Origin of the sequence: Limnohabitans sp. 15K (genome assembly GCF_002778285.1) — a bacterium.
Lineage (GTDB): Bacteria > Pseudomonadota > Gammaproteobacteria > Burkholderiales > Burkholderiaceae_C > Limnohabitans_A.
The window spans coordinates 1626524-1640798 of sequence record NZ_NESM01000001.1; the positions used below are offsets into that span (position 1 = coordinate 1626524).

General features: G+C 58.2%; 16 protein-coding genes. 9 read left to right on the forward strand and 7 right to left on the reverse strand.

Translation table 11 applies throughout. The annotated features are described in order from the left end of the window. Window positions 1-34: 34 nt before the first annotated feature. The 4 genes from sucD to B9Z40_RS07725 all read left to right on the forward strand — a co-directional run bounded on the left by sucD (window position 35) and on the right by B9Z40_RS07725 (window position 3868). Window positions 35-931: a succinate--CoA ligase subunit alpha gene (sucD, locus tag B9Z40_RS07710; RefSeq protein ID WP_100172618.1), complete on the forward strand. Its 897-nt coding sequence runs from the start codon at window positions 35-37 to the stop codon at window positions 929-931. A 148-nt stretch (window positions 932-1079) separates the two neighbouring features. Beyond that, on the forward strand, window positions 1080-1766 hold the full coding sequence (locus B9Z40_RS07715; RefSeq protein ID WP_100172619.1) for a TerC family protein: 687 nt from the start codon (window positions 1080-1082) through the stop codon (window positions 1764-1766). A 79-nt stretch (window positions 1767-1845) separates the two neighbouring features. After that, window positions 1846-2328: a pilin gene (locus B9Z40_RS07720; RefSeq protein WP_100172620.1), complete on the forward strand. Its 483-nt coding sequence runs from the start codon at window positions 1846-1848 to the stop codon at window positions 2326-2328. A gap of 64 nt (window positions 2329-2392) precedes the next feature. Beyond that, window positions 2393-3868, forward strand: coding sequence for a PglL family O-oligosaccharyltransferase (locus B9Z40_RS07725; protein ID WP_100172621.1), 1476 nt, complete (start codon window positions 2393-2395; stop codon window positions 3866-3868). A 27-nt stretch (window positions 3869-3895) separates the two neighbouring features. Here B9Z40_RS07725 and B9Z40_RS07730 read toward each other — a convergent pair whose 3' ends face one another. After that, entirely contained in the window at window positions 3896-4864 is a 969-nt protein-coding gene (locus tag B9Z40_RS07730; protein WP_100172622.1) for a tripartite tricarboxylate transporter substrate binding protein, read from the reverse strand. 95 nt (window positions 4865-4959) lie between these two features. On the opposite strand from B9Z40_RS07730, the gene B9Z40_RS07735 reads away from it, so the two are divergent. Beyond that, a complete protein-coding gene (locus B9Z40_RS07735) occupies window positions 4960-5682 on the forward strand; it encodes a class II aldolase/adducin family protein (RefSeq protein WP_100172623.1) in 723 nt (240 codons plus the stop codon). 66 nt (window positions 5683-5748) lie between these two features. After that, window positions 5749-6510: a substrate-binding domain-containing protein gene (locus B9Z40_RS07740; protein WP_158238068.1), complete on the forward strand. Its 762-nt coding sequence runs from the start codon at window positions 5749-5751 to the stop codon at window positions 6508-6510. 54 nt (window positions 6511-6564) lie between these two features. Here the strand turns inward: B9Z40_RS07740 and moaC are convergent, their stop codons facing one another. Then, window positions 6565-7053 (reverse strand): cyclic pyranopterin monophosphate synthase MoaC, encoded by a 489-nt coding sequence (gene moaC / locus B9Z40_RS07745; protein ID WP_100172625.1) that lies wholly within the window; start codon window positions 7051-7053, stop codon window positions 6565-6567. Between the two features lie 111 nt (window positions 7054-7164). Between moaC and B9Z40_RS07750 the strand changes: the two genes are divergently transcribed. Then, complete coding sequence (locus B9Z40_RS07750; RefSeq protein ID WP_100172626.1) at window positions 7165-8727, forward strand: M48 family metalloprotease; 1563 nt, start codon at window positions 7165-7167, stop codon at window positions 8725-8727. 6 nt (window positions 8728-8733) lie between these two features. Here B9Z40_RS07750 and B9Z40_RS07755 read toward each other — a convergent pair whose 3' ends face one another. Next, the gene (locus B9Z40_RS07755; RefSeq protein WP_100172627.1) at window positions 8734-9420 is read right to left on the reverse strand and encodes a TerC family protein; all 687 of its coding nucleotides are present in this window, start codon (window positions 9418-9420) and stop codon (window positions 8734-8736) included. Between the two features lie 352 nt (window positions 9421-9772). Between B9Z40_RS07755 and B9Z40_RS07760 the strand changes: the two genes are divergently transcribed. Further along, window positions 9773-10234, forward strand: coding sequence for a DUF3717 domain-containing protein (locus B9Z40_RS07760; RefSeq protein WP_100172628.1), 462 nt, complete (start codon window positions 9773-9775; stop codon window positions 10232-10234). 81 nt (window positions 10235-10315) lie between these two features. Here the strand turns inward: B9Z40_RS07760 and B9Z40_RS07765 are convergent, their stop codons facing one another. Further along, window positions 10316-10876, reverse strand: a complete 561-nt coding sequence (locus tag B9Z40_RS07765; protein ID WP_100172629.1) for a YaeQ family protein — start codon at window positions 10874-10876, stop codon at window positions 10316-10318. A gap of 7 nt (window positions 10877-10883) precedes the next feature. Then, on the reverse strand, window positions 10884-12284 hold the full coding sequence (purB, locus tag B9Z40_RS07770; protein WP_100172630.1) for an adenylosuccinate lyase: 1401 nt from the start codon (window positions 12282-12284) through the stop codon (window positions 10884-10886). Between the two features lie 122 nt (window positions 12285-12406). On the opposite strand from purB, the gene B9Z40_RS07775 reads away from it, so the two are divergent. Continuing rightward, window positions 12407-13021, forward strand: coding sequence for a glutathione S-transferase N-terminal domain-containing protein (locus B9Z40_RS07775; RefSeq protein WP_100172631.1), 615 nt, complete (start codon window positions 12407-12409; stop codon window positions 13019-13021). A gap of 24 nt (window positions 13022-13045) precedes the next feature. Here the strand turns inward: B9Z40_RS07775 and B9Z40_RS07780 are convergent, their stop codons facing one another. Next, a complete protein-coding gene (locus B9Z40_RS07780; RefSeq protein WP_100172632.1) occupies window positions 13046-13480 on the reverse strand; it encodes a nuclear transport factor 2 family protein in 435 nt (144 codons plus the stop codon). 19 nt (window positions 13481-13499) lie between these two features. After that, window positions 13500-14270 (reverse strand): SDR family oxidoreductase, encoded by a 771-nt coding sequence (locus tag B9Z40_RS07785; protein ID WP_100172993.1) that lies wholly within the window; start codon window positions 14268-14270, stop codon window positions 13500-13502. Window positions 14271-14275: the final 5 nt, after the last annotated feature.

Here is a 14275-nt window from a genome sequence, read left to right on the forward strand (position 1 = left end):
CTTGAGATCTGTCCTCAACTGATTAGGAACAAACATGTCCATCTACATCAACAAAGACACCAAAGTCATCACCCAAGGTATCACCGGCAAAACCGGTCAATTCCACACTGAAAAGTGCCAGGAATACGCGAACGGCAAGAACTGCTTCGTCGCGGGTGTGAACCCCAAGAAGGCTGGCGAGTCCATCTTCAACATCCCAATCTACGCATCGGTCAAAGAAGCGGCTCAAAACACGGGCGCGACTGTGTCCGTGATCTACGTGCCCCCAGCAGGCGCGGCAGCCGCCATCTGGGAAGCCGTTGAAGCCGACCTCGACTTGGCGATTTGCATCACCGAGGGCATTCCAGTTCGCGACATGCTCGAAGTGCGCAACAAGATGAAGGCCAAAGAAGCTGCTGGCGGCAAGCGCACGCTGCTGCTGGGCCCCAACTGCCCTGGTCTGATCACCCCTGACGAAATCAAGATCGGCATCATGCCCGGTCACATCCACCGCAAAGGCCGCATTGGCGTGGTGTCCCGTTCGGGCACTTTGACTTATGAAGCCGTGGCGATGTTGACCGAGGTCGGCTTGGGCCAATCCAGCGCCGTCGGTATCGGTGGTGACCCGATCAACGGTTTGAAGCACATCGACGTGATGAAGGCTTTCAACGACGATCCAGACACCGACGCCGTCATCATGATCGGCGAAATCGGCGGTCCAGACGAAGCTGAAGCTGCCATGTGGTGCAAGGCCAACATGAAGAAGCCCATCGTGGGCTTCATCGCCGGTGTGACTGCCCCTCCCGGCAAGCGCATGGGCCATGCGGGTGCTTTGATTTCTGGCGGTGCAGACACTGCTGATGCCAAACTGGCCATCATGGAAGAGTGCGGCTTCATCGTCACACGCAACCCATCTGAATTGGGCAAATTGCTCAAGGCTCAGTTGAAGTAATCACGGTGTGTAAACCTCTTGGGGTTCAGACATCAGGAAAATGACGCACTTCAGGGCAGGCTTGACAGATTAAACTCTGGAGCCTGTACCCCAAGCGCTGCCAACGAAGGTTGTCAGCGCTTTGGTTTTTTAAATCACGGAGAACAACATGGAATTGCTACAAACAACAGAGTTTTGGATTGGTCTGCTCAAGATCATCTGGATCAACATCATCTTGTCGGGTGACAACGCCGTTGTCATCGCGCTGGCCGCACGTTCCTTGCCTGCTGAACAGCAGAAAAAAGCCATCATGTTTGGCTCGGGTGCCGCTGTCGTGTTGCGAATTGGTCTCACGGTCGTGGCTGCCAAATTGCTGGAACTGTCTTACCTGCAAATTGTGGGTGGCATTTTGCTGCTGTGGGTGGGCACGCAACTGCTGCACGGTGAGGACGAAGGCGATGAAGGCGGCGACGAGAAGTCTGGCCTTTGGGTCGCCATTCGCACGATCTTGATCGCCGATCTGGTGATGAGCCTGGACAACGTGATCGCCGTGGCCGCCGCTGCCAAAGGCAGCATGACCCTGTTGGTGTTGGGCCTGGCCATCAGCATTCCGTTGGTGGTTTTCGGCAGCAAACTGATGATCAAATTGATGGACCGCTTCCCCATCATCATTTGGCTGGGTGCTGGTTTGATCGGCTGGGTTGGTGGCGAGACCATCGTCAGCGATGTGGCACTGAAAGCGGTTGTTGAAGCCAATGGTTGGTTGCACCTTGCTGCACCAGCGCTGGGCGCCGCTTTGGTTCTGGGCATCGGCAAAATGGCATCCGCCAAAAAACCCGAACCCTCAGCCGAGTGATTTGTCTGGTGCATCTCGGGGTGGAATTCAAACGGTGATTCAATTACCATCGAATTCCATTCAACAGGGAGAGACAACCATGACAAAAAACCAACAAGGTTTGACATTGATCGAGTTGATGATCGTGATCGCGGTCATCGGCATTTTGGGTGCGCTGGCTTTGCCGGCGTACCAGGATTACGCCATTCGGGCCAAAGTGTCTGAAATGCTTTTGGCGGCCAACGGGTGCAAAACGGCCGTGAATGAGGCCATCAGCTCTTCGGCCGAGGTCAATGTGTCTTCGGCTTTGCCCAAGGTCTGTGACAGCCAAACCAGCAAGTACGTGGCCAGTGTGGCGGTCGATGGCAATGGCGTGATCACCGTGGTGGGTCAGCACGAGGCGCTGCGCGGCAGCACCAATGCTTCGGCCAACACCATCGCGTTGACGCCCTTGCAAACGGGCGACACCCCGGTCAACGGCAGCACCGATGGCGGCAAAACCATCTCAGGCTGGCGCTGCGGCCCGGCCAGCAGCAATGGCTTGCCGGTCAAGTACCTGCCCGCTTCATGCAAAGCGTCCTGAACCTTGTATGCACCCCCCAACGCCCTGCTGAACCCAGGGCGTTTTTCATGGTGAGGATCGCATCATGAGCGCCCTCACGCCAAGCACCGAATTCAGAACCCTCAGCGTTTTGCGCGCTTTGCTTTTGGGCGTGCTGATGGTGCTGCCTTGGGTTGCGCCCTGGTCGCCCGGGCCTCAAGCCAACACCGTGCCCTTGCTCGTCAGCTGGGGCTGCATCGCTTGGCTGTTGGTGGGTGGCCAACGCCTCACACCGCTGGACATTGCCAGAGCCTGGGCCATCGCGGCCCTGATCAGCAGCGCCATGGGGCTCGTCCAATACTTTGGGGCCGCTGAGGGCTTGAGCCCTTGGCTGTATGCGTCGGCCCCGGGTGAAGCGAGCGCCAATTTGCGCCAGCGCAACCAGCTGGCGACTTTGCTGGCCATCGGCGTATTGGCCGTACTGTGGTGGCAAGCGCATGGGCTGAAAACCCGACATGCGCTGTGGATGCTTGCCGTCTTGGCCACAGGCCACGCCGCCACGGCGTCGCGCACCGGTTTGCTGCACATGCTGCTGATTGGCGGCTTGGTCGTATTTTGGGCTTACCGATGCCGCCTAGAAACATCCCGTCTGTCAGCACGGTTGGGCTTTTGGACCTTGGCGATTTACCTGCTCGCCAATTGGGCTTTGCCTTGGGCTTTGAGCGTCTGGTCTGGGCAAGACATCAGCGACGCCTTGAGCCGCATGGGCCAGGATGAAGGCTGCGGCAGCCGACGCGTGCTGTGGGGCAACGTGCTGCAACTGATTGGGCAAAAGCCTTGGGGCGGTTGGGGTTGGGACGAACTCAAATACGCCCACTACATCACGCCCTATGGCGGCGGTCCAGAGCAACGGTTTTGCAACATTTTGGGCAACGCCCACAACTTGCCTTTGCATGTGGCTTTCGCGCTGGGCATACCCGTCGCCCTCGTTTTGGGTCTTTTGCTGCTGGTGATCTTGGCACGGGCACGACCATGGATGAGCCAAAAGCCGACCCACCAATTGGCGTGGTCGGTGCTGGCCGTGATCGGTTTGCACAGTTTGTTGGAGTTTCCGCTTTGGTACGGCCCGTTCCAAATGGCCATGCTTTTGTGCGGCGTGTTACTGCTGAGCCCAAGCTCGGGACTTCAAACGGGCACCTCACGCAGTCTGCAACTGGCGAGCAGCTTGCTTTTCGTGACCGTGTGCATGGTGGGCGCCGACTATGTGCGTGCACGGCAAATTTACATGCCCGCCGCAGAGCGTTGGCCGGTCTGGCGTGAAAACCCACTGGGCGCGGCCCGCAGCAGTTGGTTTTTCAAGCGTTCGGCCACCTTTGCCGAAGTGACCACCACCCACATCACCCCAGAAAACGCAGCTTGGGTGCTGGCCAACAGCCAAGAGATGCTGCATTACTCCCCCGAGCCCAAGGTGGTGCGTCAGCTGATTTTGAGCGCGCACAGGCTCGGTCAACGGGATTTGGTGGCGCTGCATGCAGACCGGTGGCGAGCGGCCTTCCCATCAGAGCCGTTGCCTGGGCAGTGATGGTGGCGACCGGCCCGGGGCCAACGTTCACTCCGCCTTGATGCCCGCATGGGCCGTTACACGGGACCACCGCACCAATTCGGAACGCATGAAGTCGGTGGCCTGATCGGGCGTCGCCGCAACAATGTCAAAACCCATGGCCTCCAACTTGGTCTTCATCTCGGGTTGTTTGAGCACCTTGGTGAAGGCCGCGTGCAAAGGCTTGATGATGTTGGCTGGGGTGTTTGCGGGCGCATACAGCGCAAACCAGTTGGAAACTTCTGCGCCGGGATAGCCAGACTCTGCCAAGGTGGGCGTCTGCGGCAAATCACGGTGACGCTGCTTGGCAGCGAGGGACACGGCACGGATGCGCCCCTGCTTGATGAATGGCAGGGCGTTTTGCAAAGGGCTGAACATGTAATCCAGTTGCCCACTCACCAAGTCGTTCATGGCCTGCGACTGGCCTTTATACGGAACGTGGTTGGCGCTGGTGCCCGCCAATTGGTTGAAATATTCAGCCGTCAAATGCTGCGAACTGCCCAGTCCGGCAGAACCGTAGTTCAAAGCCCCGGGTTTACTTTTGGCCAGGTCTACAAATTCTTTGAGGTTGTTCGCCTTGAGTGAGGCATTCACGACCAAGACCACATCGGTTTGCCCCACCAAAGCCACGGTCTGAAAGTCTTTCAACAAGTCATACGGCAGCTTGCGGTACACCGCCACATTGGTGGCGATCGTATTGGGCGAGAACAACAAGGTGTAGCCATCGGCTTTGGCCTTCGCCACGTATTCAACACCAATGTTGCCGCCCGCGCCGGTCTTGTTTTCAACCACGATGGCTTGGCCCAGCAACTCACCCACTTTTTGACCGACCGTGCGGGCCATGACATCGGTGCCGCCGCCAGCAGACACCGGCACCACCATTTGAATGGGCCGCTGCGGGTAATTTTGGGCCAAAGCCGGTGTAGCGAGCAGCAGGCCAGCCGTCCAACTGGTCAAGATACGCTGAAGACAGTTCATGGTGGTTTCTCTGGTTTTTAAAATGAATTTCGTGACGATAATCCATTCGCAAACATTTGCAATTGAAGTAAACACTGATACGAAAGAGGCCTCCTATGACCCTGAATGCCCATGCGACCGTGATGGACGATTTGGTCGTTGCAAACCACATCCTTGTGAACGAGGGCGTTTTGGATGGCTTCGGGCACATCAGTGTGCGCGACGAACGCCACCCGGATCGCTTCCTGATCGCCCGAAGCATGGCACCCGGCCTGGTCACAGCGGCAGACATTGTTTCTTGTGATCTGGACGGCAATGTGCATGACGAACAAGGCCGAAAAACCTACGTGGAGCGCTTCATCCACAGTGAAATCTACCGCAGCCGTCCTGATGTGAAAGCCGTGATTCACAGCCACTCCCCGGCCATCATTTCGTTTGGCGTCACAGGGGCCCGCTTGCGACCTATTTGTCACATGAGCGGATTTTTGGGTTCACAAGTGCCCGTGTTTGAAATCAGAGACGCCGCTGGCGACAACACCGACTTGCTCATCCGCAATCAGGCCCTGGGCAAAGCTCTGGCCAAGGATTTGGGTGACAACGCCGTCGCGCTGCTGCGCGGCCACGGCAACGTGGTGGTCGGTTTTTCGATCCAACAAGTGGTGTTCAGGGCCATTTACACCGAAAACAATGCCAAGCTGCAAAGCGACGCCATGCGCCAAGGCAACGTCAACTTCCTCTCGGACGGGGAGGTGGAGGCCACCTCCAGAATGAACGACGAACATTTGGACCGTCCTTGGGAAGTCTGGAAAAGACGGGCCCAGTTATTCAGTGGGGTGTGAGAAAAACGGGCACAGCCACTGGAATTGAGACCTCTATACTGGTGGCAAACAACGATCGGAGACCCTGTGAAAACTGCTACCTTCTTCTCCCGTGCCTTGCTGGCTGGCTTGGGCCTGACTTGCGCCTTGGCCCAAGCTGTCGAGCTCAAAGTGCTCAGCGGCAACGGTTCACGTCCTGCCGTCATTGCTTTGGTCAAACAGTTTGAGCAAGCCACAGGGCACAAAGTGAGCGTTGATTTTTTTGTGAATCCGGATGTCAAAAAGAAAATCGAAGCAGGCGAGTATTTTGACGTCACGGTTCTCAATCCCCCGGTCCTCGATGAGTTGATTCAGCAAGGTAAAGTGGCGGCCAATTCACGCGCAGTGATCGGCCGGATTGGCTTGGGTGCCGCCATCAAGGCCGGCGCACCCAAACCGGACATCTCGACCCCAGAAGGTTTCAAGAAAACCATGCTGAGCATCAACTCAGTGGCCTACCCCGGCGATGGCGCCAGTGGCATTTATTTTGTCAACCTGTTGGACCGCATGGGCATTGGCGCAGAAATGAAACCCAAACTTCGCCCCATGCCCGGCGAGTACAACGTCGAGGTGGTGGCCACGGGCACTGTGGACATGGTCGTGGTGGTGGCATCGCGCATTTATGGGGTGCCCGGCGTTGACATGCTGGGCTTGATTCCGAAAGAGCTGCAAACCTGGATTGGCTTCGCAACAGGCGTGAACCCTCAGTCCAAGCATGCCGAAGCGGCGCGTGCATTGACCCGATTCTTGACCACCCCTCCCGCAGACGCTGTGCTCAAACCCATCGGCATTGAACCGTTTGTCGAGTGAGCCCAGCAGTGCGTGTCGCTGACTTCAATCGGCATTAAAGGCTGGTGGGGACCATCAAGGGGCCACCCAATGCCCCGACTTGCCACCTTGCTTTTCCAGCAAGGTGATCCCGGTCATGGTCATGCCCCGGTCCACAGCTTTGCACATGTCGTAAATGGTGAGCAGGGCGACTTGCACGGCCGTGAGGGCTTCCATCTCGACGCCTGTCTGGCCGATGGTTTCGGCGGTGGCGGTGCAGACCACGGTGGATTCAGCGGCCAACACCTCGAACTCGACCGCCACCCGGGTCAGCCCAATGGGATGACACAAGGGGATCAGCTCACTGGTTTTTTTGGCCCCCATGATGCCGGCGATGCGGGCGATGCCCAACACATCGCCTTTTTTGGCGTTGCCCGACTGAATCAGCGCCAGCGTGGCAGGCAGCATCTCGATACGCCCCGTGGCGACCGCGATGCGGCGGGTGCTGGATTTGCTGCCCACATCCACCATGTGGGCTTGGCCTTGGGCGTCAAAGTGGGTCAAGACATCGGTAGACTGGGTCATGGTGGAGATGGTTAAAACCATTTACAAAAGGTTGACAAGAATGGCGCATCATACGGGGATCACAAGGGGCATCACAAAGGTAAAAGACGGCCTCTTGTTCTCTCTGGATTCATGAAAACCAAGACCTTGAAACCTTTATTGCGCTCTCCCAAATGGGTGCTGACCGTGCTGGTGTGCGCTTTGGGCATGCAGCCTGCCTGGACTCAAAACAACGCCTTGCCCACCTTGGGCAACAGCGAAGGCATTTCGCTGGGGGCAGAGCGGAAATTGGGCGACCGTATTGCACGCGAGCTTTACCGCGACCCAGACTACTTGGAAGACCCTGTGCTCGACGAATACATCCAGCGGCTGTGGGCACCACTGGTCAAAGCTGCGGTTGCGCGGGGTGAGCTATCGCCTGAATTACAAGAGCGTTTTGCATGGCGCATTTTGCTGGGACGTGACCGTTCAGTGAACGCGTTTGCGCTGCCGGGCGGGTATTTGGGGGTGCATTTGGGTTTGATTGCGGTGGTCAGTTCCAACGACGAGCTGGCTTCGGTGCTGGCCCACGAGTTGAGCCATGTGACGCAACGCCACATCGCACGCTCGATGGACGAGCAGGGCAAGATGACGCCTTTGCTCATTGGCTCGATGATTTTGGGCGCACTGGCGATCAGCAAGAACCCGCAAGCTGCAACAGGCTTGATGGTGGGTGGACAAGCCGCAGCCATTCAGTCGCAGTTGCGTTATTCACGCGACATGGAGCGTGAAGCAGACCGGGTGGGTTTTGGTGTTCTGGCCGATGCCGGTTATGACACCCAAGGGTTTGTCGGCATGTTCGCCAAACTGCAGCAAGCGGCAGGTGTGAACGACAACGGCGCATTCCCTTACTTGCGCAGCCATCCCTTGACCACCGAACGCATCGCCGACATGCAGTCGCGTTTGCAACTGAACAACAGCACGGCTCGCCCGTCCACAGACTTGGCTCAGGCCATGATGGCCGCTCGGGCCAGAGCGATGTCACAAAACAGCCCAGAAGCCTTGAAGGCCTGGACGCAAGATGGCAAAGCCACATCCGCACAAGCGACTCCCGCGCAAAAAGCCGGGGCCTTGTATGCAGCCACCTTGGCTCATTTGCAACTGCGCAACGCCTCAGAGGCAGAACGCACGGCAACCGCTTTGTCAGGGGTGGTGTCATCCCTGGTTTTACCCAACGCACCCCAGTCAGACGCCCTGCGTTTGGTGACCCTGCTCCAGGCCGAAGTAGCGGCCAAAAACGATCGATTTGCGCAGGCTCTCAAAACCCTGGAAAGCCTGAACCACACAACACTGCCCAGACCCGAGTTGATGGCCACAGCCGAGGCTTTTCTGAGATTGCCGGAGCAACCCGGCCGCACGAAAATCACCCAATTGTTGCGCGAACAAGTGACCTTGAACCCGCACGATGCACAAGCTTGGAACACTTTGGCTCGGTTGCTGGCCATGCAAGGCCAAATGTTGGCTTCACTGCGAGCAGAGGGCGAAGCGCAAATGGCCCGCATGGACTGGTCAGGCGCTGTCGATCGCTTTCGTGCCGCTCAGGACTGGGCCAAAAACAACCGCTTGCAAGCGGGCGACCACATCGAAGCCTCGATTGTGGACGCCCGTTTGCGGCAAACTCAAGCACTGGTGCGAGAGATGCAAACGGAGCGCTGACGCACTTCAGACTTCTGCTGTTGCAGGCTTTTTGTTGACCCACCAACCGGCACCCAAAACAGCCACAATGGCCACAATGTAGGCCATCCAACGCCACACGGCCTGAGAGGGCGCGTCAAAGTAAGTGTCAAGCAAAGGCTCGCTGATCACCATCTTGGCGGCGGTGAATGCCAACACAGCAGCGCCCAACTGGATGATGATCGGGAAACGCTCCACCATTTTGAGCACCACCGAGCTGCCAAACACCACAATCGGCACGCTGATCAAAAGGCCGATGATGACCAGGTCCCACGAGCCATGTGCGGCACCGGCCACACCCAAGACGTTGTCCACGCCCATCAGCGCATCGGCCACCACAATGGTTTTCATGGCACCCCAAAAGGTGCTGACCACGGGACCATGGTCATCGTCGTGGCCCGTGTCGGCCAACAATTTGTAAGCCACCCACAGCAAGCCCAAACCACCCACCAACATGAGGCCCGGGATTTGCAAAAGCCAGACCACGCCAATGGTCATCACGCCGCGCACGGCAATCGCCCCCACGGTACCCCAAAAAATGGCTTTCTTTTGCAAGTCTGCAGGCAAACTGCGAGCGGCCAGTGCGATCACGATGGCGTTGTCACCCGCCAAGACGAGGTCGATCAAAATAATGGCCAGCAATGCCGACCACCAAGGTGCAGATAAAAATTCCATGAGAGACTCCGGTTCAATGTGTTGAACCTGCTGGGGGCGAGTCGGAAACGTGCAGACAGCAAAGACACTGTCAGCAACACGGTCGACCCACCCTTTACAGGTATGGATCGAAGGTCTTGCTCAGCAACAAGCGGGGCTTGTGCCAGATGAACCGGAAGCTTGCGCTACGTATTGACGGCTCATCTAACCGGGCCCTTTGCAGGCCACGGCGATAGGGAGCTACTCCCCTTCTTACCTAGATTAAACCTGATCTTGGTTTTACCTTGCAAACGCTGGGGACATTGGATGACCATTTCAAGCCTGAGGGAACCGGTTGAAAGCGCTATGATCGCGCTCCTCCTTCAAACACACCATGGCCGGAATCCACATCACCGACATCGAAGCGGCCATCAACCATTGGCGCGCCAAGAACCCCTCTCCTGACGGGGTATCCCTGCCGCGCGAGCTGCGCGCCTTGGCCGAGGTGTATGCCCTGATGGTCTATTACAAACACGACCTGGCCGATGAGTTCACCTTGCCATTGGCCGCCGCCGAAGCTTGGCAAGACTGGTACGCCACCACGCCCGATACGCCCTGTATTGCCATTTGCTCGACCAGCCAGGGCGACGAGACCTGCAAGGGCTGCGGCCGCAGTTTTGAAGAAGTACAACTGTGGATCGAGATGACACCCGGTGAAAAGCGCGGCATCTGGCAACGCATCACGGCCGATGGCACGTCGTGGCGGTTCAACAAATACGCCGAACGTGCCGCGGAAGACCGTCACTGGGCCAAGGCTGCGGCAGAGGCTCAGGTCACGCTCGATCTCAAGCCCTGACCCACTGCGAGCGAGCGGGCTTTGGGTCCACGCGCCATCGCCTCGGGGGCGGGGCTACCACTTCAGCCCATGAGGCCAGGCTTATTTCCAGCGGATCAGCTCGATGTGCACGCTGCCTTTGTCGCTGCTGAAGGTCACGCTGCCTTCTTGCACGGTGGCTTGCAACTGCATGCTGCGCTCGGCCAGTTTGGCCAACTCCTGAGAGCCTTCAGTCGGCACGCGCCAGACCTGCAGTTTGTCCAAGCGCGTCAGCTTGGTTTCGATGCCTTTCCACCAGACTTCGGCTGCGTGGTTGAAGCAGTACAGCAGGACCTCATCGGCCTTTTGGCAGGCTTTCATGATGGGCTTGTCTTCGGGCTGGCCGACTTCGATCCACATGCGGGTCTGGCCGGTGAAGTCGCGCAGGCTGACGTCTGGATCGTCCGGGTCCGACAGGCCCGCACCGAAGGCCAGCTTGCCGTCGCCGTTGCACACGGCCTGCAGCTTGAAGGCGTTGATGGCCAGCGCCAGCAGGCGGATCATCATGCGCTCGTCGGTCTCGCTCGGGTGACGCGCCAGCGTGAGCTGGTGGTCTTCGTAATAGCTGTTATCGATGTCAGCGATCGACAGATTGGCTTTGTAGATGGTGGATTTGAGGGCCATGTGAGCCTTAAACCCTGCGGGCCAACTCAGCGGCCTTGCCGACGTAGCTGCCGGGCGTCATGGCCAGCAGGCGGTCTTTGTCGGCTTGGGGGATCTCCAATCCTTGGATCAAACCATGCAAATCAGCAGCGGTCACGGTCTTGCCACGGGTGACTTCTTTGAGCTTTTCGTAGGCGCCCTGCACGCCATAGCGGCGCATCACGGTCTGGATCGGCTCGGCCAGCACTTCCCAGGCGGCATCCAAATCGGCAGCCAAGGCTTCTTCGTTCAGCTCCAGCTTGTTCAGGCCCGTCATCAGCGAGGCATAGGCCAGCGTGGTGTAACCCAGGCCCACGCCCATGTTGCGCAGCACGGTCGAATCGGTCAGGTCACGCTGCCAGCGGCTGATCGGCAGCTTCTCGCTCAGGTGTTTGAGCACGGCGTTGGCCAGACCCAGGTTGCCTTCGGCGTTTTCAAAGTCGATCGGGTTGACCTTGTGTGGCATGGTGGAAGAACCAATTTCGCCAGCTTTGAGCCGCTGTTTGAAGTAACCCAGACTCACATAACCCCAGATGTCACGCGAGAGGTCGATCAGGATGGTGTTGCTGCGAGCGACTGCGTCGAACAACTCGGCCATGTAATCGTGCGGCTCGATCTGGATGCTGTAGGGCTGGAACGTCAAACCCAAGCCCCATTGGGCAAACTGGGTCTCACCGATTTCAGGCGTCTCGACCACTTGGCGCGCAAAGGCCTCCCAGTCAAAGTCAGGCCAAGCCGACAAGTGGGCGTTGTAGTTGCCTACCGCGCCATTCATCTTGCCCATCAAGGGCACAGCAGCGATTTTGGTGCGACAGCCGTTCAAGCGCATCACCACGTTGGCCATTTCCTTGCCCACGGTGGTGGGGCTGGCCGTCTGGCCGTGGGTGCGGCTGAGCATGGGCACCTCGGCAAATTGGTGCGCCATCTCGCGCAGTTTGGCGATCAGGCCATCGAGACCCGGCAAGATGACCTGCGCACGCGCGCCCTTGAGCTGCAGGGCATGGCTGGTGTTGTTGATGTCTTCGCTGGTGCAAGCAAAGTGCACAAACTCGGCGGCTTTTTCCAATTCAGGACGGTCTTTGAACTTGGACTTGATCCAGTACTCGACGGCCTTCACGTCGTGGTTGGTGGTTTTCTCAAACTCTTTGATCGCGACGGCGTCGGCTTCGCTGAAGTTTTTGACCAGGCCCGTCAGGTAACTGCGTGCACCCGGCGTCAACGGCTTGAATTCGGCAAAGCCGGCATCGGACAAGGCAATGAACCAAGCGATCTCAACCTGCACACGGCGGTGCATGTACCCCTGCTCGCTCATGAGCGGGCGCAAGGCATTGAGTTTGCTGGCGTAACGGCCATCCAGCGGCGAAAGAGCGGCAATAGGGGAAAAATTCATGCTTTGATTGTAATTCCCACCACCCCGGCAAAAGCCATCGCCCCAAATGCTCGGCCGATGGAAGAATCACCGTGTGTTTCACCTAGAATCGGCCATCCTTCAATGGCATTACCCCCTCATTTATGAAACTCATTGGCTCCGTCACCAGTCCTTATGTCCGCAAGGTGCGCATCGTGATGTCCGAGAAAAAACTGGACTACCAATTCGTCACCGAAGACGTGTGGTCGGCACAGACGGGCATCCACGCCACCAACCCTCTGGGCAAAGTGCCGTGCTTGGTGATGGAAGGTGGCGAAGCGGTGTTCGATTCGCGCGTGATCGTGGAATATTTGGACACTTTGTCGCCAGTGGGCAAATTGATTCCAACGGCCGGACGCGAACGCGCCGAAGTCAAAACATGGGAAGCCTTGGCCGACGGTCTGCTGGATGCGGCCTTGCTGGCCCGCATGGAAGCGGTCTGGACCGAGCGCCAAGACAGCCAACGCAGCCAAGCCTGGATTGACCGTCAACTCGACAAGATTCAGCATGCCTTGCGTGCCATGAGTCACGGTTTGGGCGACAAAGCGTTTTGTTCCGGCATCCACCTGTCCCTGTCTGACATCGCTGTGGGTTGTGCAGTAGGTTATTTGGACTTCCGCTTTCCGCAGATCGACTGGCGCACGCCTTACCCGAACCTGCACAAGCTGTACGACAAACTGGCACAGCGGCAGAGCTTTGTGGACAGCTTGCCGGGCTGACCGATTCGCCAAGCCTGAACACCCTCAGGTGTTGGCGCGTTTTTTGAGCCAGCGCATCGCGCCACCCACCACCGGGAGTTTTTCGTACAACTCCTCGGCTGCGTCCCAATAATCGCGGTGCATCGTCACCAAGCCTTGTTCGTTGAACACCACATGACTGCCACCGCGCACGGTCTGCATGGTGGTGGTGTCGAAACGTTTGAAGCGAAAACGGAACTCCCAAGTTAAGAAGGCTTGCGCGCCATCGACCAATTGCGCGGTGATGACGAAGTGCGGCTGATCGAGTGCGACGTACATGTGCCGAAAAATACGATCAATCTCGGGCAAGCCCTGCACCTCGTTGAAGGGGTCCTTGAACGTGGCTTGCACGTCGTAAAGCGTGGGCAACTGCGCCACGCTTTGCGGCGTCAAAGTTTCAAAAAACGCGGCCAAGTTTTGCGTGGTTTGTCGTGTGTCCATGGGCACTCTCAAAGTGGGTTTACAAACCGGTGAAGCGTCGCACCAGCGGAAAGTACAAACGGTAGGGCAGCAATCGCAAGAGCTTGAGCCACAAGGTGAAGCGCTTGGGGAAATGGATATCAAACTGGCCCTGCGCCCATCCCTTGAGCATCTCGCGTGCGGCCTCTTCGGGGCTGATGAGCGCCGGCATGGTGAATTGGTTTTGCGCGGTGAGCGGCGTGGCCACAAAACCAGGATTGACCACACTCACGCCAATGCCTTGGTCTTGCAGGTCGATGTAAAGCGTCTCGGCCAAGTGGGTGAGCGCCGCCTTGGTGGGGCCATAAGCCAGCCCATTGGGCAAACCGCGCCAGCCGGCCACACTGCTGAGCACACTGATGTGCCCGCTGTGGCGCGCGAGCATGCTGGGCAGCACCGCATGAATGACCTGCAAAGCGCCTTGGTAATTGACCTTGTCGTGCTGCAGCATGTCTGCCAAATCCATGGCGGTGGCGCGTTGGGCCTGGTAGCAACCTGCGGCGTACACCACCATGTCGAGCGGGCCTTCGGCCAACAGCGCTTGGGCCGTTTCCTGTACTTGGGGCCCATCGCACACATCGAGGGGGCGCCACTGCACGCCAGCATCTTGCGCGGCCCACGCCAGCACACCCTGCGGTTTGCGGGCCGACACCACCACTTGCGCACCTGCTGCACGCAAGGCCTGCGCGCAGGCCAGGCCAATGCCGGTCGATGCGCCCACCAGCCAAACGCGGCGGCCTTGCCAATCGCTGATTTGTTTGTTCAAGCTCATGCGCA

What these genes read in the sequence shown, in the direction of transcription:
- B9Z40_RS07780 (WP_100172632.1), bottom strand. Translation starts at nt 13,480, where the DNA reads ATGGACACACGACAAACCACGCAAAACTTGGCCGCGTTTTTTGAAACT.
- B9Z40_RS07785 (WP_100172993.1), bottom strand. Translation starts at nt 14,270, where the DNA reads ATGAGCTTGAACAAACAAATCAGCGATTGGCAAGGCCGCCGCGTTTGG.
- B9Z40_RS07750 (WP_100172626.1), top strand. Translation starts at nt 7,165, where the DNA reads ATGAAAACCAAGACCTTGAAACCTTTATTGCGCTCTCCCAAATGGGTG.
- B9Z40_RS07715 (WP_100172619.1), top strand. Translation starts at nt 1,080, where the DNA reads ATGGAATTGCTACAAACAACAGAGTTTTGGATTGGTCTGCTCAAGATC.
- B9Z40_RS07735 (WP_100172623.1), top strand. Translation starts at nt 4,960, where the DNA reads ATGACCCTGAATGCCCATGCGACCGTGATGGACGATTTGGTCGTTGCA.
- B9Z40_RS07760 (WP_100172628.1), top strand. Translation starts at nt 9,773, where the DNA reads ATGGCCGGAATCCACATCACCGACATCGAAGCGGCCATCAACCATTGG.
- purB (WP_100172630.1), bottom strand. Translation starts at nt 12,284, where the DNA reads ATGAATTTTTCCCCTATTGCCGCTCTTTCGCCGCTGGATGGCCGTTAC.
- B9Z40_RS07720 (WP_100172620.1), top strand. Translation starts at nt 1,846, where the DNA reads ATGACAAAAAACCAACAAGGTTTGACATTGATCGAGTTGATGATCGTG.
- B9Z40_RS07755 (WP_100172627.1), bottom strand. Translation starts at nt 9,420, where the DNA reads ATGGAATTTTTATCTGCACCTTGGTGGTCGGCATTGCTGGCCATTATT.
- moaC (WP_100172625.1), bottom strand. Translation starts at nt 7,053, where the DNA reads ATGACCCAGTCTACCGATGTCTTGACCCACTTTGACGCCCAAGGCCAA.
- B9Z40_RS07725 (WP_100172621.1), top strand. Translation starts at nt 2,393, where the DNA reads ATGAGCGCCCTCACGCCAAGCACCGAATTCAGAACCCTCAGCGTTTTG.
- B9Z40_RS07730 (WP_100172622.1), bottom strand. Translation starts at nt 4,864, where the DNA reads ATGAACTGTCTTCAGCGTATCTTGACCAGTTGGACGGCTGGCCTGCTG.
- B9Z40_RS07775 (WP_100172631.1), top strand. Translation starts at nt 12,407, where the DNA reads ATGAAACTCATTGGCTCCGTCACCAGTCCTTATGTCCGCAAGGTGCGC.
- B9Z40_RS07765 (WP_100172629.1), bottom strand. Translation starts at nt 10,876, where the DNA reads ATGGCCCTCAAATCCACCATCTACAAAGCCAATCTGTCGATCGCTGAC.
- sucD (WP_100172618.1), top strand. Translation starts at nt 35, where the DNA reads ATGTCCATCTACATCAACAAAGACACCAAAGTCATCACCCAAGGTATC.